Source organism: Desulforudis sp. DRI-14, from assembly GCF_052618305.1.
Genome location: NZ_JBQXEZ010000008.1, coordinates 59,222 through 85,794, shown reverse-complemented (window position 1 = coordinate 85,794; position 26,573 = coordinate 59,222). Strand labels below are relative to the sequence as shown.

Annotated in this window: 23 protein-coding genes and 1 riboswitch; of the genes, 13 read left to right on the top strand and 10 right to left on the bottom strand. The window is 58.8% G+C overall.

Annotated features, from left to right (window positions below; translation table 11 throughout):
* The first annotated feature begins 252 nt into the window (after nucleotides 1–252).
* From ACUM6F_RS06975 to ACUM6F_RS06965, 3 genes are all read left to right on the top strand, one after another.
* A complete protein-coding gene (locus ACUM6F_RS06975; protein WP_445348783.1) occupies nucleotides 253–399 on the top strand; it encodes a hypothetical protein in 147 nt (48 codons plus the stop codon).
* Between the two features lie 247 nt (nucleotides 400–646).
* Entirely contained in the window at nucleotides 647–793 is a 147-nt protein-coding gene (locus ACUM6F_RS06970; RefSeq protein WP_445348782.1) for a hypothetical protein, read from the top strand.
* Between the two features lie 351 nt (nucleotides 794–1,144).
* Nucleotides 1,145–2,023, top strand: a complete 879-nt coding sequence (locus ACUM6F_RS06965; RefSeq protein WP_445348781.1) for a hypothetical protein — start codon at nucleotides 1,145–1,147, stop codon at nucleotides 2,021–2,023.
* A gap of 191 nt (nucleotides 2,024–2,214) precedes the next feature.
* Here the strand turns inward: ACUM6F_RS06965 and ACUM6F_RS06960 are convergent, their stop codons facing one another.
* Nucleotides 2,215–3,120 carry a tyrosine-type recombinase/integrase gene (locus tag ACUM6F_RS06960; protein ID WP_445348780.1) on the bottom strand — a complete coding sequence of 302 codons (906 nt, stop codon included), beginning with the start codon at nucleotides 3,118–3,120 and terminating at the stop codon, nucleotides 2,215–2,217.
* Between the two features lie 643 nt (nucleotides 3,121–3,763).
* Here ACUM6F_RS06960 and ACUM6F_RS06955 point away from each other — a divergent pair.
* A complete protein-coding gene (locus ACUM6F_RS06955) occupies nucleotides 3,764–4,000 on the top strand; it encodes a hypothetical protein (RefSeq protein WP_445348779.1) in 237 nt (78 codons plus the stop codon).
* Here the strand turns inward: ACUM6F_RS06955 and ACUM6F_RS06950 are convergent.
* Nucleotides 3,997–5,481, bottom strand: a complete 1,485-nt coding sequence (locus ACUM6F_RS06950; protein WP_445348778.1) for an ASKHA domain-containing protein — start codon at nucleotides 5,479–5,481, stop codon at nucleotides 3,997–3,999. The genes ACUM6F_RS06955 and ACUM6F_RS06950 overlap by 4 nt on opposite strands.
* A 95-nt stretch (nucleotides 5,482–5,576) precedes the next feature.
* Nucleotides 5,577–5,868, top strand: a riboswitch (cobalamin riboswitch).
* A gap of 109 nt (nucleotides 5,869–5,977) precedes the next feature.
* Between ACUM6F_RS06950 and thiC the strand changes: the two genes are divergently transcribed.
* The 3 genes from thiC (at nucleotide 5,978) to ACUM6F_RS06935 (ending at nucleotide 10,095) form a co-directional block, all read left to right on the top strand.
* Entirely contained in the window at nucleotides 5,978–7,276 is a 1,299-nt protein-coding gene (thiC, locus tag ACUM6F_RS06945) for a phosphomethylpyrimidine synthase ThiC (RefSeq protein WP_445348777.1), read from the top strand.
* A gap of 3 nt (nucleotides 7,277–7,279) precedes the next feature.
* The gene (bzaB, locus tag ACUM6F_RS06940; protein WP_445348776.1) at nucleotides 7,280–8,554 is read left to right on the top strand and encodes a B12 lower ligand biosynthesis ThiC-like protein BzaB; all 1,275 of its coding nucleotides are present in this window, start codon (nucleotides 7,280–7,282) and stop codon (nucleotides 8,552–8,554) included.
* Between the two features lie 776 nt (nucleotides 8,555–9,330).
* Nucleotides 9,331–10,095 carry a TIGR00266 family protein gene (locus ACUM6F_RS06935; RefSeq protein WP_445348775.1) on the top strand — a complete coding sequence of 255 codons (765 nt, stop codon included), beginning with the start codon at nucleotides 9,331–9,333 and terminating at the stop codon, nucleotides 10,093–10,095.
* Between the two features lie 83 nt (nucleotides 10,096–10,178).
* Here ACUM6F_RS06935 and ACUM6F_RS06930 read toward each other — a convergent pair whose 3' ends face one another.
* The 3 genes from ACUM6F_RS06930 to ACUM6F_RS06920 form a co-directional block, all read right to left on the bottom strand.
* On the bottom strand, nucleotides 10,179–11,552 hold the full coding sequence (locus ACUM6F_RS06930; RefSeq protein WP_425619985.1) for an APC family permease: 1,374 nt from the start codon (nucleotides 11,550–11,552) through the stop codon (nucleotides 10,179–10,181).
* A gap of 49 nt (nucleotides 11,553–11,601) precedes the next feature.
* Nucleotides 11,602–12,498 carry an acetamidase/formamidase family protein gene (locus ACUM6F_RS06925; RefSeq protein ID WP_445348774.1) on the bottom strand — a complete coding sequence of 299 codons (897 nt, stop codon included), beginning with the start codon at nucleotides 12,496–12,498 and terminating at the stop codon, nucleotides 11,602–11,604.
* A 62-nt stretch (nucleotides 12,499–12,560) separates the two neighbouring features.
* Nucleotides 12,561–13,901, bottom strand: a complete 1,341-nt coding sequence (locus tag ACUM6F_RS06920) for a glutamine synthetase family protein (protein WP_445348773.1) — start codon at nucleotides 13,899–13,901, stop codon at nucleotides 12,561–12,563.
* 254 nt (nucleotides 13,902–14,155) lie between these two features.
* Here ACUM6F_RS06920 and ACUM6F_RS06915 point away from each other — a divergent pair, with 254 nt between their 5' ends.
* A complete protein-coding gene (locus ACUM6F_RS06915) occupies nucleotides 14,156–15,133 on the top strand; it encodes a sigma-54 interaction domain-containing protein (protein ID WP_445348772.1) in 978 nt (325 codons plus the stop codon).
* Between the two features lie 29 nt (nucleotides 15,134–15,162).
* Here the strand turns inward: ACUM6F_RS06915 and ACUM6F_RS06910 are convergent, their stop codons facing one another.
* Both ACUM6F_RS06910 and ACUM6F_RS06905 read right to left on the bottom strand, forming a co-directional pair.
* Nucleotides 15,163–15,879, bottom strand: coding sequence for a DUF421 domain-containing protein (locus tag ACUM6F_RS06910; RefSeq protein WP_425619981.1), 717 nt, complete (start codon nucleotides 15,877–15,879; stop codon nucleotides 15,163–15,165).
* Between the two features lie 101 nt (nucleotides 15,880–15,980).
* On the bottom strand, nucleotides 15,981–16,223 hold the full coding sequence (locus tag ACUM6F_RS06905; protein WP_425619980.1) for a hypothetical protein: 243 nt from the start codon (nucleotides 16,221–16,223) through the stop codon (nucleotides 15,981–15,983).
* Nucleotides 16,224–16,451: 228 nt separating this feature from the next.
* Here ACUM6F_RS06905 and ACUM6F_RS06900 point away from each other — a divergent pair, with 228 nt between their 5' ends.
* The 3 genes from ACUM6F_RS06900 (at nucleotide 16,452) to ACUM6F_RS06890 (ending at nucleotide 20,186) form a co-directional block, all read left to right on the top strand.
* Complete coding sequence (locus ACUM6F_RS06900) at nucleotides 16,452–17,471, top strand: alpha-hydroxy-acid oxidizing protein (protein WP_445348771.1); 1,020 nt, start codon at nucleotides 16,452–16,454, stop codon at nucleotides 17,469–17,471.
* 129 nt (nucleotides 17,472–17,600) lie between these two features.
* On the top strand, nucleotides 17,601–19,175 hold the full coding sequence (locus tag ACUM6F_RS06895; protein ID WP_425619978.1) for a methyl-accepting chemotaxis protein: 1,575 nt from the start codon (nucleotides 17,601–17,603) through the stop codon (nucleotides 19,173–19,175).
* Nucleotides 19,176–19,310: 135 nt separating this feature from the next.
* Nucleotides 19,311–20,186 carry a CPBP family intramembrane glutamic endopeptidase gene (locus ACUM6F_RS06890; RefSeq protein WP_425619977.1) on the top strand — a complete coding sequence of 292 codons (876 nt, stop codon included), beginning with the start codon at nucleotides 19,311–19,313 and terminating at the stop codon, nucleotides 20,184–20,186.
* 98 nt (nucleotides 20,187–20,284) lie between these two features.
* On the opposite strand, the gene ACUM6F_RS06885 is transcribed toward ACUM6F_RS06890, so the two are convergent.
* Nucleotides 20,285–20,992: a YIP1 family protein gene (locus ACUM6F_RS06885; protein ID WP_445348770.1), complete on the bottom strand. Its 708-nt coding sequence runs from the start codon at nucleotides 20,990–20,992 to the stop codon at nucleotides 20,285–20,287.
* A gap of 280 nt (nucleotides 20,993–21,272) precedes the next feature.
* Nucleotides 21,273–22,325: a beta-propeller domain-containing protein gene (locus ACUM6F_RS06880; RefSeq protein WP_445348769.1), complete on the bottom strand. Its 1,053-nt coding sequence runs from the start codon at nucleotides 22,323–22,325 to the stop codon at nucleotides 21,273–21,275.
* Between the two features lie 278 nt (nucleotides 22,326–22,603).
* On the opposite strand from ACUM6F_RS06880, the gene ACUM6F_RS06875 reads away from it, so the two are divergent.
* Together ACUM6F_RS06875 and ACUM6F_RS06870 are read left to right on the top strand one after the other, a co-directional pair.
* Entirely contained in the window at nucleotides 22,604–23,059 is a 456-nt protein-coding gene (locus tag ACUM6F_RS06875) for an N-acetyltransferase (RefSeq protein ID WP_445348768.1), read from the top strand.
* A gap of 100 nt (nucleotides 23,060–23,159) precedes the next feature.
* Nucleotides 23,160–23,849 (top strand): nitrite reductase, encoded by a 690-nt coding sequence (locus tag ACUM6F_RS06870; RefSeq protein ID WP_425619973.1) that lies wholly within the window; start codon nucleotides 23,160–23,162, stop codon nucleotides 23,847–23,849.
* Between the two features lie 130 nt (nucleotides 23,850–23,979).
* Here the strand turns inward: ACUM6F_RS06870 and clpB are convergent, their stop codons facing one another.
* Entirely contained in the window at nucleotides 23,980–26,556 is a 2,577-nt protein-coding gene (gene clpB, locus ACUM6F_RS06865; protein ID WP_445348767.1) for an ATP-dependent chaperone ClpB, read from the bottom strand.
* Nucleotides 26,557–26,573: the final 17 nt, after the last annotated feature.

Here is a 26,573-nt window from a genome sequence, read left to right as displayed (position 1 = left end):
CGTGGAGCCGGCGGCTTAGCCTGCTCCCTCAGGGTTGCGCTGTTTTTCAGGGTAGCGAAAACATCTATTGATCATCCGGTGCTGGCTGTTGCTGGCAATAAAAGTAGTGATTTGGTAAAATCATTTTAGGCTGCTCTGTGCGCGACGGTGGGAGTTTGTTGGGGATCGGCTACCGGAGGGACCGTTCCGGCGTCGGCCCGGGTGGGACAGGTTCTCGGCGGCGGAGCGACCTTTATTGTAAGGAGAGTGAGCATGTTGGACGACACATCCGTGGACAAGAGGCTGGCCGAGGAAATGGAAAAGGGCTATCTCGTTTGTGCGGAGATAAACCTTAGGGATGCCGAATTCTTCTTGCCGGCGCAGGCCGAGGTGGTGCTGGCCGATGAAAACGACTCCTGACGTACCAGACGGGAATAACCCTCCCAGAAGCGCTGCTGAACCTCGCCCGGACAATAGGCCGTGTTACATCGATCCGTGCTGTCCAATTGCGGTGCGTCGCTGGTTCTGCTTGACCTTCTGAAAAACCCCGAAACACCCGAGAATGAAATCTGGTACGACGAATTCATCTGCCCACAATGCCGGGACGGAATCCACCTTGACCGGCCGGAATCCGAGTTAGAGGGGTTTTTGACGGAGGAGTGATTCAATGGACCGGATTGAAAAAGCGTTAGACGAGTTTAATACCGAAATCCGGAAGGCACTGAGGAAGTTCGAGAGGGACCTGATCAAATGGATGTTTATCTTTTCGGTCAGCTACGTGGCAGTGCTTGCGGCGATGTTAAAGGCTTTTTGACCTCCTACAGAAGCCGTAGGAGGTCATTTTTGTTTCATCGGCACCATTTGAGCAGTTGAAGACGCGGATACGGCGAGGCTTGCTGAAGGGTAAGCAGGTTGACTGGGGAGCGTGGGTAGCCGTTGCAACAACAGGCCAGATCCGTGACTTCATTAGTGAGAACTACCCTGATGGTTGGTATCAAAAACATGAGAACTTTCCTTGGATTCTGAACGGATGTAAGAGCTCAAGGGTTTTTTGGAGTTTCTGGATCCTGATAGGCAGTACGCCCTAGAGGCTAGCGAGCTATAGATGTCTTTTAACCTATACGCGTCGGACGATGGCTAAGAGCAGGAACTAGAGGTGGATTAGGTGAGAAAACCGGAGTATCTGTCCGACCCGACGGTATCCTCGTTCATGGTTTGGATGCAAGAACGGCTAGATAAGCCTGGCTCTTTTGTACACCAGTACGTGGACGCTCGGACGAAAACTCTTTGGTCGTGCACGTCCCTGTATTCGGCCTTCGAGTCGTACGAATGGAAGTTCGATGCCTACCTGCCGGTGTCCAGACAGAGAGTCTCCGGGCGGACCTTTGCGGATACCCACACTTTCTTTAATCGGCTGGCAACCGAGCTTACTGAGAGCATTGGCCAAGGTAACAACGAAAAGTGTAAGGAATGCTGCCTGTCTGTCCTAGCTTGGGGCGGTGTTCTATCACGGAATGCAGGCGTGATTAAAGACCTGGCTGAGTCCGGTGAGCTTTGCAGTGAGCTTCAGAAGACAAGAGAACTGCTGAACTTAGAGACTTACGATACGTCAAAGCACAATGGCATCCTGATTAACTCTGGCTTCACGAAGATATACTCGTTGCTATCCGACGGCTTTATCATGTACGACGGCCGTGTAGGTGCTGCTCTTGGCCTACTGGTTAGGAAGTTCTGTGAGGACCAAGCATTGGATGCCGTACCCGAACTGTTACGCTTTGGCTATAAGCGAGGGCGGGAAGCTAACTACTCAGCATTAAACAGAAGAAACCCCAGCACAGAAATCTATAGGTTTCCTGAGATCTCAAACAACCCAGGCAAACACCTTAACGACAATGTCAAGGCGAGCTGGTTGCTGGGTGAGATCATCCGGAGGAGTGACTCGCTTTTTAGCCAACTAGATTCGAGTCAACAGGTTATGGCTTTACAGGCAGCTCTGTTTATGATTGGCTATGATGTCCAGCATCGATGGGATTCGAGTTTCTAAGAACTACCTGAGCCCCAATGTTCTTTGACGTGTCCAAAGACCGGTCACGAGGTCTACCGCAGTTTGTAGCGTTCCCGGCCACGTTTGGTCATAAGCTCTCTCTTCACAGCCGAAGGCGATTGTGCTCCCATCTGTGCTAGATACTGGGTGAAGACACTGTGCCCCTGTTTGCAAATTCTTCTTGACGGCTGTCATCCTCTCTCCGGGTAACCCGGTCGGATGCGTTCCACGGCCTGTCGCAGCCGCTGGCTGCTGCAGTGGGCGTAGATCCGGGTCGAGGCGAGGTCGGCGTGGCCCAACAGTTCCTGGATGGTGAACACGTCCGCCCCCTTCTCCAGAAGCAGCGTCGCGAAGGAGTGCCGGAGCTTGTGCGGGGTGATCACCGCCGCGTCCAGGCCCGCCATCCGGACGTACCTCTTGAAGAGCCGCGTCAGGGCGTCCTTGTTCATGCGTTTGCCCTCCCGGCCGAGGATAAGGGCGCGGTTCTCGAGGGGGAGGCGCGTCTGCAGGTATTCCCACAGAAGGCGCTGCAGTTCCGGAATGATGGGGATCATGCGCTCCCGCTTCCCCTTGCCGCGCACGCGCAGCGTGCCGGCGCCGAGGTCCACGTCGTCCCAGTCCAGGCGCAGGAGCTCGCTCCGCCGCAGGCCGCAGTAAGCCAAAAGGTGGAGGATGAGCTTGTCCCGCAAGTGGTAAGGCCCGCCGAGGTGCTCCGGGGCGGCGAGCAGCCTTTGCAGTTCCGCTTGCTTCAGGTAAATCGGGATGCGTTCCGGTTCTTTCGGCGGCCTTATTTTCCGCATCGGGTCCTGAGGGATGTATTCCTGCTCCACCAGGTAGCGGAAGAAGGAGCGAAAGCAGTGGATCTTCCGCCGCAGGGAGGCGGCGGAAAGCCGCCGCTCGTCGTGCACCCAGATGAAGTACCGCCGCAGGACCGGCGTTGTAAGGTTGGCGAGTTCCGGGGCGATCCGCTCCCGCAGCAGAAAATCCTCCAGGGGCTTGAGGTCCGAGCGGTAGGCAGCCAGGGTTTGCAGAGAGGCGTCCTTCTCGGTGCGCATGTACCGCAGGAACTCCCGGATAACCTCCTGTAAGTGCGACATAACACCCCTCCGTAACTTGAATTACGTGTATTGCTCCCGACCGGGTCGCGGTGCGAACCCGGAACCCCTTGATATCCCTTGAAGACAGCAGGAAGGCACCCAAGGGTGCCTTCTCCATGTGAACTCGGCTTACAGGCCTGCTCACCCGCGCCAAACTGCGGCATCCGTGGTTTGGCCTTTTATTTTCCCCTTCGGAGAAAGGTTACAGCGGAGTTCGAACCAAGGGAATGTGCAGGAGTTATGTTGCAATTATTTGTGGTCAGGTATTCTACGTTGTACAAGGTATTCCTGTAGGGCACCCGGAGATTTTTGTGTCTGGGTTTGACGCCTTAACTAGCAAGGTGTCCAATCTATTTGGAGAAGTGTTTCACCCCGCCGGCTTGATCGGCGGGGTGCAGATTGGTAAGTAGGAACGGGCTTTTCGGCATGATCGAAAGGCCGCAGCATCGGGCTCCCACCCGTTATATGACGCGACCTTGCTCGGCCGCAATGCCTGGCACCTATTCGTTTGGCGGGTTTAAATATCGCATGTTATGCGATAAAACTTCCCTTGCCCAAACGGCGCTCCGCCGCCTGGCCGCAAGGGGTTATTACCCGTGCCTACCATGTTCTCCTAGAGACAGGGTCAAGGGAGTTAACGGCGATGGTCCTGGAGCAAGCCCATATGCAGGCTCAGAGAATTCTGGAGCCGGTATTCACCGAAATCCTCGACGAGCTCGGCAAGACCGTCCACATGAGGAATATCCTCTGTAGGCTGGCGCTCGATGGGCGGCCCTACAAGGATACCCCAGCACACCCGAGCGGCGTGGCGCGAACCATTGACAAGCTGCTTGAGAAAGGCATCGTGGAAAAAGTCACCAGAGGGCAGTACCGTGTCTAAATTCGTGGGTCCACTATAGGGAAGAACTGGCTCCCGGCGAAACGCGGCATAAACTCGGCGTTGACGTTCAGTTCGCAGTAAGTGACGCGGCGGCAGATCGCACCGAGTTCGCGCCTTGCCTCTTCGGATACGAGTGACCTTCGGGCTCCTTCCAGGGAAGAGTTTCCGAGAACGACGATCCGTTCGCGCGGCAGGTCGGGATAGAGCCCGGTAGCCACGGCGGCTTTCACGTCGAGATGTTCGCCAAATGCGCCGGCGGCGTAAAACCAGCCGATCTCATGCGGCAGTAGACCTACGCTTGCGAGGATAGTTTCTACGGCCGCGCTGACCGCTCCTTTGCTTCTAAGAAAGTTCTTGATATCCTGTTGTGTAATCGCAATATCTGTTCCTGCCGCCGCTTCGCCTGCCGGCACGATAACAAAAGCTTCGCGCCCGTCGCGAAATGTCCCAGCGCTGTCGATTATCCCGGCTTTCAGCATCCCCGCCATGGCGTCGACCACTGCGGATCCGCACAGGCCGCGCGCTTTTTCTCCGCCGATCACGGTGTAGGTCACCCTGTGGGTAAGGGGGTCGATTCGTACCCGTGCTACCGCTCCGGGGACCGCGCGCATGCCCTGTTTGACGATCCCGCCTTCCAGTGCTGGGCCTGCTGCTCCCGCAGCCGCCACCAGCCATTCGGCATTGCCGATGACTATTTCCATGTTGGTTCCAATGTCTACAAAGAGCGCCACTTCGTTTTGCCGGTGCATGCCGCTGACCAGGATGCCGGCCACGGCGTCACCCCCGATATAACTGCCCACTCCGGGCATGCAATAGACTGCGGCTTCGGGATGGACGTCCAGTCCCACATCGGTTGCCCGGAAAAGTCCCGGGGCGTTGACTGCCGGAATATACGGTTCGCGGTAAAGGTAGCGGGGATCAAGCCCGAGGAGGAAGTGAATCATTGCAGTGTTGGCGCCTACTGCCACCGCTGTTATTTCCACTGGGTTGACGCCAGCTTCCGCCGCTGCTTTGGCAGCAGTGCGGTTTACGCTCTCAACCAGCAGGCTACGCAGCTTTTCCAGGCCACCCGGCTCCTCCGCGCTTTGGAGGCGCGTCAATATGTCCTTGCCCACGGCCGCCTGGGCATTCTCCCCGCTCGTTACGGCAACGATGTTTCCCGAAATGAGGTTAACGACTGCCGCCGCGATTGTCGTCGTGCCGGCATCCACCGCCAGGCCGAAGTGGCGTTTTGTCTTATCCCCCGGCTCCACGTCCTGCAGCCGCCAGCCTCCCGCGGCGCGTCCGACTGCCGCCGTCACCCGCCAGTCGGCTGTACGCAGCGATTCGGGAAGCCGGCGCATCACCAAGAGCGGGACTTCGATGTCTTCCGGGACTATGCCCCTCGCCGTGTGCAGCGCGGCCAACAGCCGATCCGTATCGGCCTGGTTATCGCTAAGGTGCGGGGCGAAAAGTTTAAGAAAAATCTTCCTGCTGAGCAAGGCTTTCCCTCCGAGTGAATTTGCGAAGTTTAACACAAATTTTAGCTTTCGGTGCCAGAATCCAGTGCATGAGTGTATAATACTACAGTAGGTGAAAACCGAATAGTCAAACAGGTGCCCCGTAAGGGGAGAATAGGGAAGTCCGGACGCCCGGTACTCATGGTAAGGGCTGGAGTGGGCCTGCAGTTACGGGAGGAAATTTTCGCAACCTCACCGCGTAAGAGATTGCCGGTACCAGAGCATAAAACCTCCAGTGCCAGGCGGAAACGGCGCGGTCCCGCCACTGTAGTCGGGGAGCTTATCCCGGTCACTGGGGTTTGCCCGGGAAGGCCGGGATAAAAGCGATGATCCGTTAGCCAGGAGACCTGCCTGTTTGAGAGGATGGCTGCTCTCGCGCGTAAGGGCGGCCGTGCGCGGAGGATGATGGTAAAGTCCTCAGCCAGGTTGAGTTTTGGCTGGGGACTTTTTATTTTACTTCCATGGAGGTGGGTCGAAAATGCCGACGCAAATGGCCAGGGCCCTGGCCGGGGAGATTACGCCAGAGATGAAAAGGGTGGCCGGGCGGGAGGGGGTGGACCCGGAGTTCGTCCGCCGGGGAGTGGCGGCCGGGACCATCGTCATACCCCGCAACCGCAGGAGAAAGAACATCGATCCCGTGGGCATCGGAACGGGCCTTGCCGTAAAGGTGAGCGCCAGTGTGGGCCTGGCGGGGGAAGGGGACACCATCGAGGGCGAGGTGGCCAAGGTGCGTGCCGCCGTGGAAGCCGGCAGCGGTGCCATTATGGATTTGAGCGTGTGCGGGGATATTGACGGCGCCCGGCGGGCCGTGCTGGCGGCAACCACCACGCCCGTGGGCACCCTGCCCGTGTACCAGGCCCTGGCCGAAGCCCGGGAGAAGTACGGGGCGGCGGTAAAAATGAAGGTGGACGAAGTGTTCGAAGTCATCGAGCGGCAGGCCGCCGACGGGGTGGATTTTCTGGCCCTGCACTGCGCCACCACCTGGCAGACCCTGCGGGCGGCCAGAAAGCACCGCCGCATCGATTACCTGGTCAGTCACGGGGGCAGCCACTTGATGGGCTGGATGATCTACAACCAGCAGGAGAACCCCCTTTACGAGCATTTCGACCGGCTGCTGGAGATCAGCCGCCGCTACGATGTTACCCTGAGCCTGGCTGACGGCTGGCGCCCGGGCTGCCTGGCCGACTCCCTGGACGCGGCCCAGATGCAGGAACTGGTGGTGCTGGGGGAACTGGTGGCCCGGGCCCGGCGACGGCAGGTGCAGGTGATGGTCAAAGGGCCGGGGCACGTCCCCCTGGGGCACCTGAAGGCTACCGTGCAGCTGGAAAAGCAGCTCTGCCACGGCGCGCCCTATTTTGTCTTCGGCCCGGTGGTTACGGACATCGCTCCGGGATACGACCACATTACGGCGGCCATCGGCGGGGCCCTTTCGGCCTGGGCCGGGGCGGAGTTTCTCTGTTATGTCACCGCCGCGGAGCACCTGGGACTGCCCGGTGTGGAGCAGGTGCGGGAAGGGGTCGTTGCCGCTCGCATTGCTGCCCACGCTGCCGACGTGGCCAGGGAGTCCCGGGCGGTGCAGTGGGACCTGGAAATGTCCCGGGCGCGCAAGGCCCTGGACTGGGACAGGCAAATCGAACTGGCCCTCGATCCCGTTCGGGCCGGTGCCCTTCGCCGGGAACGCAGCCGCGGTTCTCACCAGGCCTGCGCCATGTGCGGCAAATATTGTGCCATGAAGGTAGTAGGGGAATATCTGGGCAAAGAGCAGGGGGTGTGTTAGGTTATGACCCAGTTGTTGGCGGCCAGGGAGGGCCGCATCACGCCGGAGATGGAGGAGGCGGCCCGGCGGGAGGGAGTAGATCCGGAATTTATCCGCGCCGGGGTGGCCGCCGGTACCATCGTCATCCCGAAGAACAGGTTGCGGAAAGGAGTCCGGACCTGCGCCATCGGGCGGGGCCTGCGGACCAAGGTGAATGCCCTCATCGGCACCTCCAGCGACCGGGACGACCCGGAAATGGAGGCCCGCAAGATCGAGGTGGCCATTTCCGCCGGGGCCGATGCCATTATGGACCTCTCCACCGGGGGGGACATCGACGGCATGCGCTTCTTAAGCCTGGAAAGGGCTACGGTTCCCGTGGGGAGCGTGCCCATCTACCAGGCGGGCATTGAGGCCATCGAGAAGAGGGGCGGCATTGTGGCCATGACCCCGGAGGACATGTTTGAAGCCATAGAAAAGCAGGCCGCCGCGGGCATTGATTTTATGGCCATTCACTGCGCCCTGAATTTTGAGGTGGTAGAGCGTCTTCAGAAAACCGGCCGGGTGACGGATATTGTCAGCCGGGGCGGCGCCTTCCTCACCGGCTGGATGCTGCACAACAGGAAGGAAAATCCCCTCTACGAGGAGTTCGACCGGGTGCTGGACATCCTGCGGGAATATGATGTCACTTTAAGCCTGGGCGATGCCATCCGCCCCGGGTGCATTGCCGATTCCCTGGATGGCTCCCAGATCCAGGGCCTGCTGGTGGCCGGGGAACTGGTGGCCCGGGCCAGGGAAAGGGGGGTGCAGGTGATGGTGGAAGGGCCGGGGCACGTGCCCATCCACCACGTGGAAACCACCATGCTCTTGCAAAAGCAGCTCTGCCACCAGGCACCGTATTTTGTCCTGGGCACCCTGGCCATTGATGTGGCTCCGGGGTACGATCATATCACCGCGGCCATCGGCGGGGCCCTGGCCGGGGCTTCCGGGGCCGACTTCATCTGCTACGTCACCCCGGCGGAGCACCTGGGCCTGCCCACGGAAGAAGACGTGCGGGTTGGGGTGATGGCCGCCCGCATTGCCGCCCATGCCGCCGACATTGCCAAAGGCGTCAAGGGGGCCTGGGAGTGGGATTTAAAAATGGCCCGGGCCCGGGCTTCCCTGGACCGGGCGGCAATAGCCGGCCTGGCCATCGACCCGGCCCTGGTGCGCTGTTACCTTGAGAAAGAAAAAGGGGAACTGTGCAGCGCCTGCGGCGACGAATGCGCCCTGCGGCTGGTGTCGGAGTATTTTCAGCAGTGACGTGCTTTAAAGGTGATTGGTGGGAAGTCCGAAGTCCGGGTCCAGCAGGTCCCCGCTCCGGAATAGAAATCTCCGAAAAACGCTTAAAAAACCCCAAGGCCGGGATATAATCCGGATGGGAATAAAGCTATTTCTTTTATTTATTATCTTAAAGATTTAATTTTATTATCTTAGAGAATGGAGAGGAAGTTCCCCTGAAAGCGATAGTAGCACACATTATTTGTTATAGGTGATAATAACGTCTGACAAGCAAGCTCTTCAAACAGTCAATTAAGACGTGGACTACAGCCGCTGCGGCGGAAAAGCCAAGCGTAAGTTTTTCACCCTCTGTAAGGTGAAGAACGGAGTGCGTATGTTTCAAGCTTTTTCAGCATCTTTTCCGCTTCTTTAAGTTAATGCCAGTCTGCTGCGCGGCAACGCTTTTGGACATTCTGGAAGGTTATCTTCAGGCGCCGGGTAGCCCCTTCATAAGTCTGGCTTTCCTCGAAGGCTTGCACCGCTTCCCGCTGCTTGTCCGTCCACTTCGCATGATGTCGATTAAGCCTCAGAGGCAGTTGACAATCTCGTCTGGTGCCGGATTGCCGGTCTTGATGACCGTAATGAACGGACCGGCTTTTTACCTGGCCAGACAGGACTGGAAAACTTTGAAAAACTCGCGGAAGAAAAGGGCTCCCTGGACGGGCGCCGTTGCTGGCGGAGGGTGTAGCCTGTAGCAGGGATTGCGGTCTGGCGCCGAGAAATCATCATCTAGAACAGCGTTAATGGAGGGTAGAAACATGGCTGATGTGATCGACTACAAGATTTACGGCGACGACATGCAGATGGTGGAGATAGAACTGGATCCCGGCGAAGGGGTGCGGGCCGAGGCCGGCGCGATGATGTTCATGGAGGACGGCATCGTGATGCAGACCGGGACCGGCGGGGGCCTGTTCAAGGGGTTCAAGCGGATGCTCACCGGCGAAAGTTTCTTTATCACCACCTTCCTGAACAACGGGCGGAACCGGGCGCGGGTCGCCTTCGCGGCGCCTTACCCCGGGAAGGTGATTCCGCTGGATCTTCCTAAACTAGGGGGCAGCTTTATGTGCCAGAAGGACGGTTTCCTTTGCGCCGCCCAGGGGGTGGACATCGACATCGCCTTTACGCGGAAACTGGGCGCCGGGCTGTTCGGCGGCGAGGGCTTCATCCTCCAGCGTCTTTCCGGGGACGGAATGGCCTTTGTCCACGCCGGGGGCACGATGATTCAGAAAGAGCTTGGCAGCGGGGAAACGCTGCGGGTCGACACGGGGTGCCTGGTCGCTTTTGAGCCGAGGGTAACCTACGACATCCAGTTTGTCGGCGGCTTTAAGAACGTCCTGTTCGGGGGCGAGGGCATGTTCCTGGCCACCCTGACCGGTCCCGGGCTCGTTTACCTCCAGACCCTGCCGTTCTCGCGCCTGGCGGACCGCATTCTGGCCGCCAGCAAGACGCAAATCGGCGAACAGAAGGGTATCGCCGGCATGGGCGGTGACTTGCTTGGGGGCATATTCGGCGGCAACAGGTAACAAAGAGTCACTGAGAAGGCCTAAAAGACACCCCCGGCAGTTGGGGTTTGCCGGGGGTGTCCTTGTTAGTGGCGAGTAATAGCCTAATGGCCCATACTCCGGAAGGCGGGCGGTTGTTCACGGAAGAAATTAGTCTTATAGGCTCCGTAAAGTAGGCCGACTGCCAGCCAGATAAAGCCGAGGGTTTTGGCCTCGGGCTGGAGGCTGATCCAGACGTAGAAAATGATCGAGAACCCAAGCCCGGGGGCCGCCAGGTATTTCAGGATAGAAGCAAGGTCGGTTTGCTTCTGCCTGATGATGTAGTGGCTGACGACGGAGACATGCAGGAACATAAAGCCGGTCAGCGCGCCGAAATTAACCATCGAGGTGAGCTTGTCAATCGGGATGAGCGCGCCGACGGTAATGGCCAGCAAGGCAACGAAGATCGTACTCACATAAGGGGTCTTAAATGTCGGGTGCACCTTGGCCAAGGCGCCTGGCATCATTTTGTCCCGAGCCATGCTGAACAGCAGGCGGGAAATGGCGGCCTGAGCCACGAGCCCGTCGCCGATGCCCCAGGCAATGGCGGTCGCCAGGGCGCACAGGTAACGCAGCCAGTCGCCTCCGGCCGCCTGGGCCACGGCGTAGAAGGCGGTGTCAAGGTTATCGAACGTAGTGTGATCGGGAATGATGAGGCCGGCCAGGTAGGTCTGGGCGATGAACAGGCTGCCGACAAGGATCAGCGCCACGACGGTGGCCCTGGGGACTATTTTCCGAGGATTCTTGGCTTCCTCGGAGAGCGTGCTGATAGCGTCAAACCCCAGGAAGCTCAGCACAGCCAGCGAAGTGGCCGCCATGACCATGTTGATGCTGAAGCCTTCGGGTTTCCAGATGGGGTCAATGGTAAAAGCGCCTGCGCCCACGCCCTTCATGACCGCGATGAAGGCGACGACGATAAAAGCGACCAGGGTGAAGAGTTCAAAGATCAAGAGGCCGATGTTGGTGCGAGCCGTCATCTCGATGCCCCGGAGGTTGACCGCCGTGTTGACGACCACAAAGACCGCGATCCAGCCCCAGAAGGGCAGGATGGGGAGCATCTCCTGCAAAGCGTAACCGGCTACCAGGTAAACCAGGGCCGGGGTAAGGATGTAGTCCAGAAGCATGGCCCATCCGGCGAAGAAGCCCACGGAGGGGTGGATGCCCCGGGAAGCGTAGGAGTATACTGAGCCGGCGATAGGAAAGGCGTGTGACATCCTGGCATAGCTCCAGGCAGTGAAGATCATCGCCACCACGCCGATGGCATAAGCCAAAGGCGCCATGCCGTTGGAAACATCAGCAACGTAACCGTAGATGCCCATAGGCGCGATAGGGACCATGAAGACCATGCCGTAGATCAACAGGTCACTGAAAGACAGCGCCCGCTTCAGTTCTTGTTTATACCCAAACTCCTCCAGGTTATGGCTTTTGTCGTTTGACATTTCAACCCCCGCTTTCTAAGATTCGGAACTGTTTGACCCGCAACGCTGATCAAAAGGCTAGCGGCACACCCAGCTTTTTCAAGATCGTCCTTGGGATTGCCATCCGCGCTGTTTTCAGGGGGTCAACAACCTGTGACACCTGCACGTGGCCGCAGGCGCTCAGGAACATCCCGGCTGCGTTAAGAGAAAAGCCTGTCCATTTCTGCAGCAAGCCGGCCATTTGGAAGGTAGCCGTTCGCACAGCCTCATCCAATGTGAGCGCCGAGGCGATGACGGCTATCCAGTCGGGCGTGACCACAAGCGGGTTGTCCAGCTGTACCCCTGCCGCTTTGGTTACGGTCACGTCAACTTCACCGGCGACTTCGACGCCGCTGACCATGATTTCGCCGTCGCCCATCAGGGCGTGCAGGTCTCCCATGGCGAGCAGGGCGCCATCGACCTGGACAGGCAGGTAGACCGTGCTGCCGGCCGTAATCAGGCCGGTGTCCATGTTGCCGCCGTGTGGGCCCGGGGTGCCGCAGGGGATTGCTTCCCCGGCCGGGGCCACGCCGATGACGCCGATCATGGGCGCCGCGGGCAAGGCAAGCCCCAACAGGTGAACGAACCCATTAGAAATCTCCACCATCATCGTTTCTGGTTCAGCGACAGCTTCACCCAACACTCCAGCGCCCGGGGCGGCAACCATGATCCCCGGTGACGCTACCCGGATGGCGCTGATGTGCACGGCCAGCACATCTCCGGGCCGTACATCCTCAAGGTAGACCGGCCCGGTCGCCGGGTTCACGCGTGAAAAGTCCAGGGTTGCCACCGTATCGGCGGGAGACTTCACCTGACCGCAAAAGCAGTCGTGGGTCTCGAAGGTGAGCCTGGCGGGGAGAACTGTCCGGAAGACCGGCACATTGTCGGCTGACATGCTGTAGACGACCTTATCGCGCGTTATCTTCATGCATCCACCTCCTTTCTCAGCCTGATATGTAACTGTTCCACCGCCTCTTGACGGTGAAAGTTTTAGAGCAGCTTTTGGTACTCATTAAGTTCCCAGTCCGTGACGTGGGCGGAGAACCGTTCCCACTCGGCCAGGCGTAGGGAGATAAAGTTACGGCAAAACTCTTCGCCCAAATACCCTCGGATTACAGTGTCCTGTTCCAGTGCAGCTATCGCCGCAGGCAGGCTGTCCGGAAGAGGGGGCAGGTCATCGGCTGTGTACGGGTTGCGACCTGATACCGGAGGGGGTGGCGTGAGCCTTTTCTCCATCCCGTCCAGCCCGGCGGCGACAGAGCCGGCCAGCGCCAGATACGGGTTGGTGTCTGCTGCCGGGAGCCTGTTCTCCAGGCGTGTCTGCTCACCCCTCGAGAAAGGAACACGGAGCATGGTGCACCGGTGCTCGTGGCCCCATGAGGCGTTCACCGGGGCGAACTGGTGGGGCCGTAAGCGCTTGTAGCTGTTGATGGTGCTGTTGGCCAGGGCGCACAGCGCCCCGGCGTGCGCCAGCTGGCCCGCGATAACCTGCCGGCAGAGGTCCGACAAGCCGTCGGGGCTGCCGGGATCATAGAAGTTGTTGCGCCCTTCTTTGTCGAGCCAGGAGAAGTGAAGATGTCCTCCGCTCCCGCTAACCGATGCGGAGGGTTTGGCCATAAAGGTCGCCGTATAGCCCAGCTGGTGCAGGATCTCCTTGATCGACGCCCGGTAATACACGGCCATATCCGCGGCCGCAAGTCCTGTAAAGGGTGAGTTGGTGATCTCAAACTGGCCTGGCCCGTATTCGGTGTTGGCTACTCCAGGTCCGGCGCCGATGCTTTCGAGGCCTTTAATGATAGCGTCGAAGATGTCGGCACAGTTCACCTGGTTGGTATCGGCGAAGCAGTTAAGTCCTTGCCACACCGGTTCCTGGCATTTGTCGCCGTTTCTATAAACGTAGAACTCAAACTCAAAGGCGCCCTTCAAGGTGTATCCGGTTTCCTGCAGGCGCTTTAAAACACGGCGCAACACTTGCCGCGGGGACGCTTCCCAGGGTTCGCCGTTGGGCCAGGCGAGGTCGGCGATCACTCTTGCTGTTCCGGAAGCCCAGGGTAAGACAACAAAGGTGCTGAGGTCGGGGACCAGCAGCATGCTGGGGAAGCCGCCTTCCCAACCATCTCCTGCTTCCGGCACCAGGAGCGCAGATGAGTCCATCGACAGTAACGCCGAGGGATACTGGGTACCAGTTCCCCTTACTGAAGCGATGAAGGCCCGGGCAGGCACGAAGCGCGAGCGGGTAATGTTGGTGTTATCGGTAACAGTTACCCGTACCGTATGAATCTGGTACTCCTGGATAAGATTCTGCACGTGCTGAATAAGCGGTTCTTGCATATTTTCAACCTCCGCTTGCATATCTACAATCTACAATGAACTAGCAATTTGCGTGCCAACTGATCATAACACTTCAACAGGCGCCGATTAAACCTGTTTGAGCCCTATGCCAGGAAGTGGCAGAGGATTAATTTGCAAATGCGCCTTGTAGAATAGTGCCCTGAGGCATATAATTGTGGCTGGTATTATCTAAAAGACGGACTTTGCAACATTGCACGACGAATTGCATAACTGTGCAGGAGAGATGGGAGAGAATGGATAATCAGGGGTTGGTTTTTGAACGACAGCAGGAGGCGACCGCCGGTGTTTTTGAACCGGTCATTTCCAGCCCGGTCACGAGGGCGATCTTTGAGCTGGCCCTGCGCGTGGCGCCTTACCCCACCACCGTGTTGATTACGGGCGAGACCGGCACCGGCAAGGAAGTGCTGGCTTCCTACATTCACCGGCAGAGCCCCCGGGCCAAACATCCTTTTATCAAGGTTAACTGCGGGGCTATCCCGGAATCCCTGCTCGAATCCGAGCTTTTCGGCTACGAAAGAGGGGCCTTCACCGGGGCCCGCAAGGAGGGGGCGATTGGACTTTTTGAGGCCGCTCACCCTGGCACCTTGCTGCTCGACGAGATCAGCGAACTGCCGATCATGGCCCAGGCTAAACTGCTGCGCGCGCTGCAGGAAAGAGAAATCCGGCGGGTGGGGGGCACCTGGTCCCGCAACGTCGACGTCCGGGTGATTGTTTGTACCAATCAGAACCTTGATGAACTGGTTAACCAGGGACTGTTCCGCAGTGACCTGTACTACCGCCTCAACGTGGTACACTTCCACATTCCGGCCCTGCGTGAGAGGATGGACGAAATTGAGCTCCTCTGCGAGCACTTCTGCAAGCTGGTCAACAAAGCGTACGGTTTGTATAAGCGGTTCAGCCCCGAGGCGATAGAGAAACTCAAGGCCTACCACTGGCCCGGCAATATCCGAGAACTGCGGAACCTGGTGGAACGTATGTTTGTTACCTCACCTCGGGAAGTTATTGGGCCGACCGATCTTCCCCAGAGATACCTATGTCCTCCGGCGGTCCGGTGGGAGACAAGGACGCTAAAAGAAATCGTGGCGGACGCCGAAAGGAAAGCCATCCTTGAAGCGTTGAGCCGATCCCCGGACAGGCAATCGGCGGCGCGGAGTCTGGGGATCGACTACAGCACCCTAAGCAGGAAGATGAACCGGCTGGGTATTAGGTAAAGGGACTGTCCCACGTGGGAGTTATTCCTTCAGTCTTCGACCTTCTGGACGTGGTTCAGACCGTCGTGTTTCAGGTCTATGAAAAGGTTGCCGCTGGTGTCCAGGGTGGCATAGAAGACGTCGGAGACGTTTTCGATGCCCCTTCGTTTAAGTTCGGTCATCAGCCAGTCTTCGGTCAGGTTGTTCCGGCGGAGGTTCCGCTCCATAACAACTCCGTCTTTGACCAGGACGGTGGCGAGCCCCTGGTACGCCGCCATGGGCATCTTCAGGTCGGCGGGGGTTAGAGGCTGGTACTGCGCCTTCGGCAGGACGGAGAGTTTCCCGTCGGGTTCCAGAATGGCGAATTCTACCTGGGCCGGGTCAAAGATGTTCTTGGACCGCAGCTGTGTCATCAAGTCGTCGAGGTTGTACCTGTTGCGGCGCATATTCCAGTCCAGGATCTTGCCGTTCTGGATGACGATCGTCGGTTCGCCGTCAATGATTTTGCGAGCGGGCAGGCTCTTGAGCACGAGAAGGTCGATGAGCAGGGTCAGCCCGCTCCACGCGATGAGGCTCACGATGCCGATGACGAGCGGAACCCGGCCGGTCAAGGTGTTGGCCGTGACCGAGCCCAGGGTTATGCCGGCGACGAAGTCAAAGAAGGTTAGCTGGCTGATCAGTTTCTTGCCCAGAAGCCTGGTGAGGTACAGGAGCAGGAAAAAAAGCGGGACAGCCTTTAACAATACAACCGCAATGTCGCCAAGCAAGGTTTCTACCTCTTGTTTTACCGGAGTAGAAGAGGAGTTAAGGCTATGATTCCCTTAAACTGGGGGGATTAAACGAAAGAAAACCACCCTCGATGGGGTGGCTAGCCCAGCCTGCCTTCGAAAAACTCGCGGTTGATGAAATCGGCGACCTCGGCGCATATTTTACGGGGCCGGGAACCCTTACCGATCTCGCGCTCGTCAGGCCAGCACTCGTTTTTGAAAGGGCACTCCCAGGGACACTGGGTGATCACCTTGTTCTGTTTGGCGGCGTGGTTGCTTAAGGCGTAGAACATCATCCAGTAGCGGTTGTCGATCTTTTTGATGTTGCTGAACTTGATATCCACTTCGTCTCATGCCTCTCCCCGGGCCTTGATGCAAGGGCCGTTTTTCATCCATTATAACACCCGGGGCATTAATGCAAGGCTTTCCAAAGCCGATTTTGAGCTATGATCTATCAAGTTATTCTCAAGTTATTTCTAACAAGGATATTGCCTTAATTGGATGAATATTGTGAGGGAAAACGGAGTACCCCGAGCCGTTAAGTCCATGACAAAAGGAGGTACGGAAGACGCTTGGATTGGGAAGAGATCAGGAGCGCTGCCAAAGATAAACTAAAAGGCTACTGCCGGGTCTGTCCGGTATGTGACGGACGGGCCTGTGCCGGTGAGGTCCCGGGCATGGGGGGGGCCGGTACGGGAGCGGCCTTTCGGGCCAACCTGGAGGCGCTGGCCCGTTACCGGTTAAACATGCGCACCATCCACGGGGCAAAGAACCCTGATACATCCACAAACCTTTTCGGCTGTGAGCTCGGCACCCCGATTCTGGCTGCTCCAATCACCGGGACACCCTACAACATGGGCGGGACCTTAACGGAACGGGAGTTCATCGGCGCGGTGATTTCCGGGAGCCGCCTGGCGGGAACCATCGGCTGTTCGGGGGATGGGGCCGATCCCGCGATGTTCGATGCCGGCCTGGAGGCGATCACCGTTGAGCGCGGGTGGGGCATCCCGTTCATCAAGCCCCGGGCGTACGAGGAAATCGTCAGGCGGGTAAGGATGGCCGAAGAAGCCGGAGCCCGGGCGGTGGGCATAGACGTCGACGGTGCGGGCCTGGTAACCATGGCCTTAAAGGGCCAGCCGGTCGGACCCAAGACAGTAACCGAACTGCAGAAGATCATTTCCGCTACAACGCTGCCGTTCATCCTCAAGGGGATCATGACCCCCGACGAGGCCCTGCTGGCCGTGGAGGCGGGAGCGAAGGCCATCGTCGTTTCCAACCACGGCGGGCGGATCCTGGACCACACCCCCGGCGCGGCTGATGTTCTCCCGGCCATTGTCCAAGCCGTCGGGGGATCTGTTGTCGTCCTTGCCGACGGCGGGATCCGCAACGGTGCAGACGTGCTGAAGCTTCTTGCCCTGGGAGCCAGGGCTGTCCTTGTTGGCAGACCGCTCGTGATCGGAGCCTTCGGCGGCGGGGCCGAGGGCGTCCGCCAGGTGTTGACCCGTTTGACGGCGGAACTCCGGCAGGTCATGATTCTTACCGGCTGCCAGAGCATCAAGTCTGTCGATTCGCGCATTCTGTACCAAGGCTGAAACAGGCCGTGTACAGCAGTCTTCGAAAAAACGAAGATTAATGCATGTTCTATTTAAAACGTGTGCTATAATCACGGTAAGATAGTGCAACTATTCACAACCGGCCGGGCTGGAGAGGGGACCGATCCCTTGCGCATCAGACAAAAGATTTTAGTAGGCTACCTGCTTGTCTATCTCGTTTTCAGTGTAACGGCGATAGCGGCGCTGTACAACCTTCACCGGGTGCAGCTGTCATATATCGACCTCATCGACCACCGGGTGGGATTGGTCAACGATACGCAGGAACTGCTGCTGGCCTTTGAGTTCGAGGCCCTGATGATGCGTTCTTACTTGCTGACCGGCAAGGAAGAGTACAAACAGGAATTCATGGCGCAGCAGGAGAGGGCTGAGGCCGACCTGGTGGCCATCGAATCGCGCCTTTCGTCCAAAGAGGAGCGGGCCAAATTCGCCAAAGTCTCCGGTCTCATCCGTTCCTTCCAGATCCACTACGCGGCGGCCGCCATAGCGATCAGAGACCGGACCGATCTTACCGACGACCAGAAGCTCGACCTGGCCATCGACTGGACCCTGCAGCAGAAAGGCACCGTGCGCGGGGTTATCGCTGCAGGGAACGATTTTATCAACTACCAGCGCGACCTTTTAAACGGGGCTGTTGAAACCAACGAACAATGGGTGCAACACGTTATCGAAACCTCTGTCGTGCTCGGTCTTTTTGCTATGATTTTGGGCGTTGTGGCTGCCGTTTATATCTCAAACACTATTGCCCAACCTGTAAAAATCCTCGAGTACCAGGCCAATAAAATCGCCACGGGCGATTGGCGCTTTGAGGACTTCGGCATTGAGTCCCAGGACGAGGTAGGCAGCCTGGCGCGCTCGTTCCAGAGGATGGTGGGGCAGCTTCGCCAGTTTGCCGAGCGTGTCCTGAATGCCGCCGACAGCACGCGCCGCCTCGCCGCTGATCTGCAGGCCAGCGCCAGGAATGCCGCCGCGGTCGTGGCCTCCACCACGGAGAGAATCACCCAGGTGGCCGGAACCATCGGCCTGCTGGCCCAGCGGGCGCGCGACATCGCCGGGGTTTCCTCCAAGGCCTCCACGCAGGCCGAGAACCTTGAAGGCCAGGCAAACCGCATTCTGGAGCAGATGGAACGGAGCGCCCGCATCGCTTCGCGGGCCAGCGGGGCGGCGAAGGAGACCATCAACCGGCTGCAGGATGTTCACAGGGTTATCGAATATCTCACCTTAACGGCGGACCAGGCGCGCCTCCTGGCGCAGCGGGCGAGCGCCGAGGCCAGAACGCGGGATGGGGGTACCGATTTTGCCAGCCTTGCCGTGGAGATGGAGCGTCGCGCCAGACAGGCCGTCGAGGCTGCAGGCGATATCTCCCAGCATATTCAGAAGGCTGTTGAAGAAGCGCAAAAGGCTGTTTCTTCAGTCGAAGAGGATTGCCGCCTGGTGGCCGAGGGAAGAAAAATTGCCAAAGAATCTCTGGCGGCGATTACCGAAATGGTCAACCAGGTGCATACCTTAACCCAGCACATCGAAGACGCGGTGGTGGCGACGGAGAGGTTTACGGCGCTGATGGGCGATGTGACGCTGGCCTCCGAAGAACAGACCCGCCTAGTGGACGGTATTGCCAAGGCCACTGAAACACTGAACGAGATCTGCCAAGACTTGCAGGCCGCATTGGGGGATCTCAAGGTTTAGAGGACCCGCCGGCGTGTTGTACATTCAGAGTTATACAGCGTGTCAGGGGTCATAGGTGACAATGTGACCCTAGCCTTTTACGTTTTCGGAACCAGCAAAGGCTGATGAACATTGCGAGATACGGGAGGATGGGGGTTGGAAAACAACAGGGTTAACGATAAGCGGGGGATCATCTGGTTTCTTGTTCTGACCTTCGGCTTGACCTGGGCCGTCGAGTTCGGCGTCTTTTACTCGGGCTTGAACCCCGGTCAGGCCGGAGGCATTGCCGTATTAACACTGGTTATGTTTTTTCCGGCCCTGTCGGCTTTTATCGTCCGCAAATTCGTCACCAGGGAAGGCTTTGGCGATGCCGGCCTGCGGGTGGGCATCAAGAAGTACTACCTGGCGGCCTGGTTCGGCATGCCGTTGATGACCCTGGTCTCGCTCGGCCTGGCCTTGGCCCTGGGATTAGCCCAGTGGGATCTGTCGCTGAGCGGGATGGCCAAGTTTTTGGGCAGCGAACAACCTGTTCCCCCATCGCCGATTGATCCCCGGCTGATGATCCTGGCGAATGCGGTCGGGGCCATCCTCATCGCGCCATGGATCAATATTATCCCTTCGTTCGGCGAGGAGTTCGGCTGGCGGGGTTTCCTGCAGGTCAAGCTGGCACACCTGGGGCGATTTAGGGCTTACCTGTATACCGGGTTGATCTGGGGGGTGTGGCACGCTCCGATTATCGCCAAAGGGCACAACTATCCTGATCATCCTTACCTCGGGATCGGCGCGATGATCATCTTCTGCGTACTGCTGGCCTTTATTTTCGGCTGGCTGCGGGACGCTTCGGGGAGCGTCTGGGTAGCGGCCCTGGCGCATGGTTCCCTGAACGCCAGTGCCGGCCTGCCCTATATGGTCACCAGGGACTTTAACACCCTCCTGGGGCCCGCTCTGACGGGGCTCACCGGCTGGATCGTGATGGCGCTGGCCGTCGCCTGGCTGGCCCGGCGGGGAGCCTTTGGCAGAGCCGAGCGTTGAGCATTGAGTACCATGGACCGGGTTAAGCCTGTTAAAACGCCAAAAAGAGGTGCTTGATTGCACCTCTTGGAAACGAGATGGCTTAACCAGATGCTGAATCAGGGAGAGCCGGACAAGAGGACCAGGGCTGCGTAGCCGACCACGTAAAGAAGCCAGGCGCCGAAAACGCCGGCGGCCACGGTGCGCGCGCCGGCCTTTATCGCCAGGCTCCCGCCGAGGGTAAGCAGGGCCAGCGTCCACAGCGTGAACGGATCGATGCGCGACAAGAGCAGGTACAGCAGGCCCGGCTGCTGGGGGTTGGCCGGAGCCGGTAGAAAGAAGGCCAGGCTGGTGTTTACGAAAGCGAACTTTTCCACGGGAACGACCCAGCGCAGGACCGTACGCACTGCTTCGCCCACCAGGGTCGGAACGTAGGTAAAGACAGCGACAGAATAGAGTATCTCAAAGGGGACGCGTTCTCCTGCAAACAAATTGATGGCCTTCAACAGGAAGGCGTACACCAGCCAGACGGCAAACAGGCCGATCAGGGGAACGAAGACGGCGCCGATGATCGCACCTTGCAGCAGCATAGCCGCCTGGTCCGGGGGAAGGTGTGTATCGGCGATCTGGTGACGGACAAAAGCCTGCAGCCGGGGAATGGTCAGCAGGTTCAGGCCCAGGGTCACCCCGAGGGAGATAAGGGCGCCGCCCCAGAACTGCGGGTGCTTTACAACATCTTCGAAAACAGCGCGGGGACCCAGGATTGCTCCGATAAAACGCTGCCACGCGGTTAGCCCCGGTTTTTCAGCGGTATCCGGTTTGTCCATAAAACCTGCTCCTTTCAAGGCCCCCATATTGGGGCTGTTGAAAAACTTCGCCTGGCTTTGTCAGGCTTGCCGGCCAGTGCTCACGTACCACCCCAGTACGCTCCGCGCCATGCTTGTTTTTGAACAGCCCTCGGTTTTTCAACAGGCCGTATTTAAGGGACACTCATTTATGGTAATAACTTTCAATTATCATGCCTTGTTTCCTGCCAGGTCATCAATAAAAAAGAAGGAACCCCTGATATTTCGGCAAGGGTTCCTAAGCAAGGTTAGGGTGTGCCTTTTAAGGCAGCGTCAGGCTCCTTTTTTCGGCCAGGGTCTTGATATCGTTGGCCTTGAGAAGGCTGCTCGACAGGGTGTAGAGGGTATCACCGATATACAGGACGCGGCGTACGTCCCGCTCGCTGTTGCACCAGTCATAGCCGGCTTTAAGGTAATCTTCCCTTGTGCGGTGCGTGATCCGCTCTTTGAGGACAAAGCCCTTGTCCAGGGTCAGCTCGTAGACGTAAGCTCCCTGGAAGGTAAAGGCTCCGTGCTCCCACGGGGGCGTAGAGGCGGTCTTGTTCCTGATTTCGGCAACCGCGACGGGGAAGGCCAGGAGGTTTTTCTCCCGGCTGAACAGCAGCGCCTTGTGATTGTCCAGAACCTCGGAGTGGGTACCCCTATCCCCGATGCGCACGGCGAATTTCTCCCGGGGGGTGGTGACGTCCGTGATGTCGAATAGGGCAACCTTTATACCCTGCTCGTAGGCGGGACCCTCCGCCTCGACGTTGCCATAGCGGTCTTTCTCAAATACCTGCACGGTGTCCTTGCCGATGCCGATGACATGGTTTTCGTCGTAGGGGTGCAGGTAGTTGCTGAACCCGGGGATCTTCAACGCCCCGAGGACGGCCGGATGAAGAGGATCAGCCAGGTCTAAAACGAACAGGGGATCGGTGTTTTTAAAGGTTACCATGTAGGCTTTCTTGCCTATAAACCGTACCGCGTAAATCCGTTCACCGGGAGCGGTATCCTCGATTTTACCCACAATTTGCATCGCGCCGTCCAGAACGTAAAGGTTGTTGCTCAAGTTCTCGGACGAATTCCCAGCAGGCACGGCGGCAGGCGCTCCCTTAGCCGTCTCGGTGCCCTGCAGCAGCCTGCCCCTGTAAAAGTGTGTCCGGGAGCTTTGCTCCAGGAGCCTGACGAGTTCCTCGCAGGACTGTATCCTGGGGAGCCCGGGGATGTCCTCGTTTGCCTGGGCTGCCGGATCGACCTGCGTGCCGCCGGGCGCTTGTGCCGCGGCGACGGCAAAGAACAAAACAAGAGTAGCCAGAATCCCGATCAACCTGTACACCTGGACTCACACTCCTTCCGGCGCCCTTGCGCCGTCTTCAAGCAGGCTGGTTCCCGCCAACGGCTGTCACCTACAGCCGGTTACTCTGCTCTTGCTGTTTTTTAGAAGCGCTTCTGTTGCATTAATCCTTTTAAAAGCCGGAATGTTACAGTGAAATCTCTTGCCTGCGATAGATTTACAGAGGGATTGGTTGGAACGTAGCCTGAAAGGGACTGTTCGATAAGGGTACAAGGTGTTAAGATAGTTGCAGTTGCTGATTGACCGGAAGGTGAAACGAGATGCTTTTGCGCAAAGCCAGGATTACCGACGTAGAGGCTATCCACGCCTTAATTACGCACTACGCCAACAAGGGCCTGATGCTGGCCCGGTCGCGTTCGATGCTCTACGAGGGTATCCGGGAATTCACCGTTGCCGAGAAGGACGGACGCGTTGTCGGCGCAGGCGGCCTACACATCATCTGGGAGGACCTCGCGGAAATCCGCGCCCTGGCCGTTGAAGAATCAATGATCGGGCAAGGCATCGGGAGCCTCATCGTTCAGGCTTTGCTGGTCGAGGCCCGGGAACTGCACATTCCCAGGATCTTTACGCTGACTTTCCAGGCCGGATTTTTTCAGAAGCTGGGTTTTAGGCTGGTGCCCAAGGAAGAGATGCCGCAGAAGGTCTGGAAGGAGTGCATCAACTGTCCGCACTTCCCCAACTGCAATGAGGAAGCCCTGGTCATTGACCTTGTCTAATTACTTTAACCAGCTAACTGGTTTCCACTAATGATTTGCGAAGGCTCACAAAAGTCAATTATCGCTTGGGATGCGCGTCGCACACTTAGGAGGTTGGAGGATGGGGGAAGCGGTATTTGTGCAGAAGAACGGCCTGATGGCTGTGGTCGCCGTAGGCAGATGCGGGCTGATGACCGTTGACGAGTTCAAAGGCGTGGCCGCTAACCTGGAGAAGTGGGAGGCTGCGGCCGTCAAGTTGTCGTCCAGGCAAACCCTTGTCATCCTGGTGCCCGAGGGCAAAGCTGCTCTGGTAAAAGAAGACCTTATCAACCTGGGGCTGAAGGTGAATACTTTCGGCGAGGCCATTCGCAACGTAAAAGCTTGTTGCGGCGACGCCGGGCTGTGCAAGTGGACACACGCCGAGGCGCTGAAGCTGGGGATGGCCATTGAGGAGAAGTTCTGGGGCCGCGCCACCCCCGACGACTTTAAGATCGCCCTGTCTGGCTGCGGGCGCGGGTGCACGGACCCGCTTTGCGCCGACTTCGGCGCGATGGGCACGAGACCGGGGGCCTTTGACGTCTTTATCGGGGGAAGGGGAAGCACCCAGAGGCCCATCCACGGGCAGCGTATCGCCGAGGCTGTCAGCGCGGAGGGGGTTATCGAGGTGCTGGAGTGGGTCCTGGCGCGTTACGCTGCACTGGCCAAGTCCAAGGAACGCCTTTGGACCACCATTAAAAGAGTGGGCATCGAGGAGTTTACGCCCCCGCCTGAAATGCTGGAAAGGTACCAGGTAAAACAAGGTAAACACTAGTGGCAGGGACCTAATAAGTTCCTGCCGCTTTTACTAAGCGCCGACAAAGTAAATTGGAAAAGGCATTCCCGAACGGGAATGCCTTCCAGCCTTACGACTTACAACTACCGAATCGCGGCCGAACAGGCCGCTATTCGGTAAACTGGATTTCGCCGCCGGCACCGAGGACAGCCTTGTATTTCTTGCCCGGAACGATACGCCCTTGCAGGATTTCCTTGGCGATCGGGTTCTCCAGGCGGCGCTGGATGACCCGCTTCAACGGCCTGGCGCCGAAAACCGGATCGTAGCCCTCGCGGCCCAGCATTTCCAGTACCGCTTGGTCGATCTCCAGGGTGATGTTCTGCTTAGCCAGGCGCTGCGCCAGCCTGCCGGCCTGGATTTTGACGATCGAGGCCAGGTGCGCGGGCGCCAGTGGCTCGAACACCAGGATTTCGTCGATCCTGTTTAGGAACTCCGGCCGGAAGTAGTGCTTCAGAGTCTCGAAAACCTTGGCGTTGATTTCCTCCTGCGGCCGGCCGGCCATTTCCCGGAAGTACTGGCTGCCGAGGTTGGACGTCATGATCACCACGGTGTTGGTGAAGTCCACGGTCCGGCCGTGGCCGTCGGTGAGGCGCCCGTCGTCCAGCAACTGCAGCAGGATGTTGAACACGTCGGGATGGGCCTTTTCCACTTCGTCAAAGAGCAGCACGGCGTAAGGACGGCGGCGGACCGTTTCCGTAAGCTGGCCGCCCTCCTCGTAGCCCACATAGCCCGGCGGGGCGCCGATCAGGCGGGCCACGGCGTGCTTCTCCATGTACTCGCTCATGTCGAAGCGCTGCATCGCCCGCTCGTCGTTGAAGAGGAACTCGGCCAGGGCCTTGGCCAGCTCGGTCTTGCCGACGCCGGTGGGCCCCAGGAAGAGGAACGAGCCCATCGGGCGGTTGGGGTCGCCGATGCCGGCCCGCGAGCGCCTGATGGCGTTGGCCACGGCCGTAACGGCGTGGTCTTGGCCGACGACCCGGCGGTGCAGGTTTTCCTCGAGTTTGATAAGTTTCTTGGTCTCGCCCTCCAGCATCCGGGCTACGGGAATGCCGGTCCACTTGGCCACCACTTCGGCGATGTCCTGCTCGTCGACTTCTTCCTTAAGCAGGCGGTGCCCGTGAAGATTGGCCAGCCGTTCCTTAATCGCGACCAGTTCTTTCTGCAGGCCGGGGATAATCCCGTAGCGGATCTCGGCCACGCGGTTGTAGTCGGCGTTGCGCTCGGCGGCCTGTTCGTCCAGCTTGGCCTGCTCAATGCGCTCCTTGATGCCCCGGCCCTGGTTGATAAGGTTCTTCTCCTGCTCCCACTGGGCCTGGAGCTTGGCGAGGCGCTCCTCCAGCGCCGCCTTTTCCTCGTCGAGTTTGGCCAGCCTCTTCTTGGTTCCTTCGTCGTCGTCCCGGGTCAGGGCCTGGCGCTCGACCGCCAACTGCCTGATCCGCCGGTCGACCTCGTCGATTTCGGCCGGGCGGGAATCCAGCTCGGTGCGCAGCTTGGAGGCCGCCTCGTCGATCAGGTCGATGGCCTTGTCGGGCAGGAAGCGGTCCGAGATGTAACGGCTGGAAAGGGTGGCCGCGGCCACAAGCGCCGTGTCCTTGATGCGCACCCCGTGGTGGATTTCGTAACGCTCCTTCAGACCGCGCAGGATGGCGATGGTGTCCTCGACAGTGGGTTCCTTGACGTAGACCGGCTGGAACCTCCTTTCGAGGGCCGCGTCCTTTTCGATGTACTTGCGGTACTCGTCCAGCGTGGTGGCGCCGACGCAGCGCAGTTCGCCCCGGGCCAGAGCGGGTTTGAGCATGTTGGCGGCGTCCACGGCGCCCTCGGCTTTGCCGGCGCCGACCAGGGTGTGCAGCTCGTCGATAAACAGGATGATCTGGCCCTGGCTTTCGGTGATTTCCTTCAGGACGGCCTTCAAGCGGTCTTCGAATTCGCCGCGGTATTTCGCCCCGGCGATGAGCAAGCCCATATCGAGTGCCAGCAGCCGCTTGTCTTTGAGGGTGTCTGGCACGTCGCCGCCGGCGATCCGCTGGGCCAGGCCTTCGACGATGGCCGTTTTGCCGACGCCGGGCTCGCCGATCAGGACCGGGTTGTTCTTGGTCCGCCGCGACAGGACCTGCACCACGCGCCGAATTTCCTCGTCCCTGCCGATGACCGGGTCGAGCTTGTTCCGCCGGGCCGCCTCAGTCAAGTCCTGGGTGAAACGGGCCAGCGCCTGGTACTTGTCCTCGGGGTTTTGGTCCGTAACCCGGTGGCTGCCGCGGATTTCCTTAAGGGCCTGGTAAACCCTGTCCGCTGTAATACCGAAGTTCTTCAGCAGTTGCGCGGTTTCGCCGGCTTCTTTGGCGGTCAGGGCGATGAAAAGGTGTTCGGTGCTCAGGTACTCGTCCTTGAACTTCGCCGCCTCTTTCCAGGCCCGGTCGACAACGCCCTGCAGTTCCGGGGCGGCGTAAAGCTGGCCGCCGGAAACCCTGGGCCGGCGCTGCAGCGCTTCTTTTACGCGCTGCAGGATGGCGGCCGGTTTTACCTCGAGGCGGTCGAGGATAAGCTTCACCGTTCCCTCTTCCTGTTGCAAAAGGCCGTAAAGGAGATGCATGTCGTCGAGAGCTTGGTGGCCGAACTCGCCGGCGATTCCCTGGGCGTTCTCGAAAGCTTCCTGGGCCTTGATGGTCAACTTGTCTAGGCGCACGTTTCAACCCTCCCTTT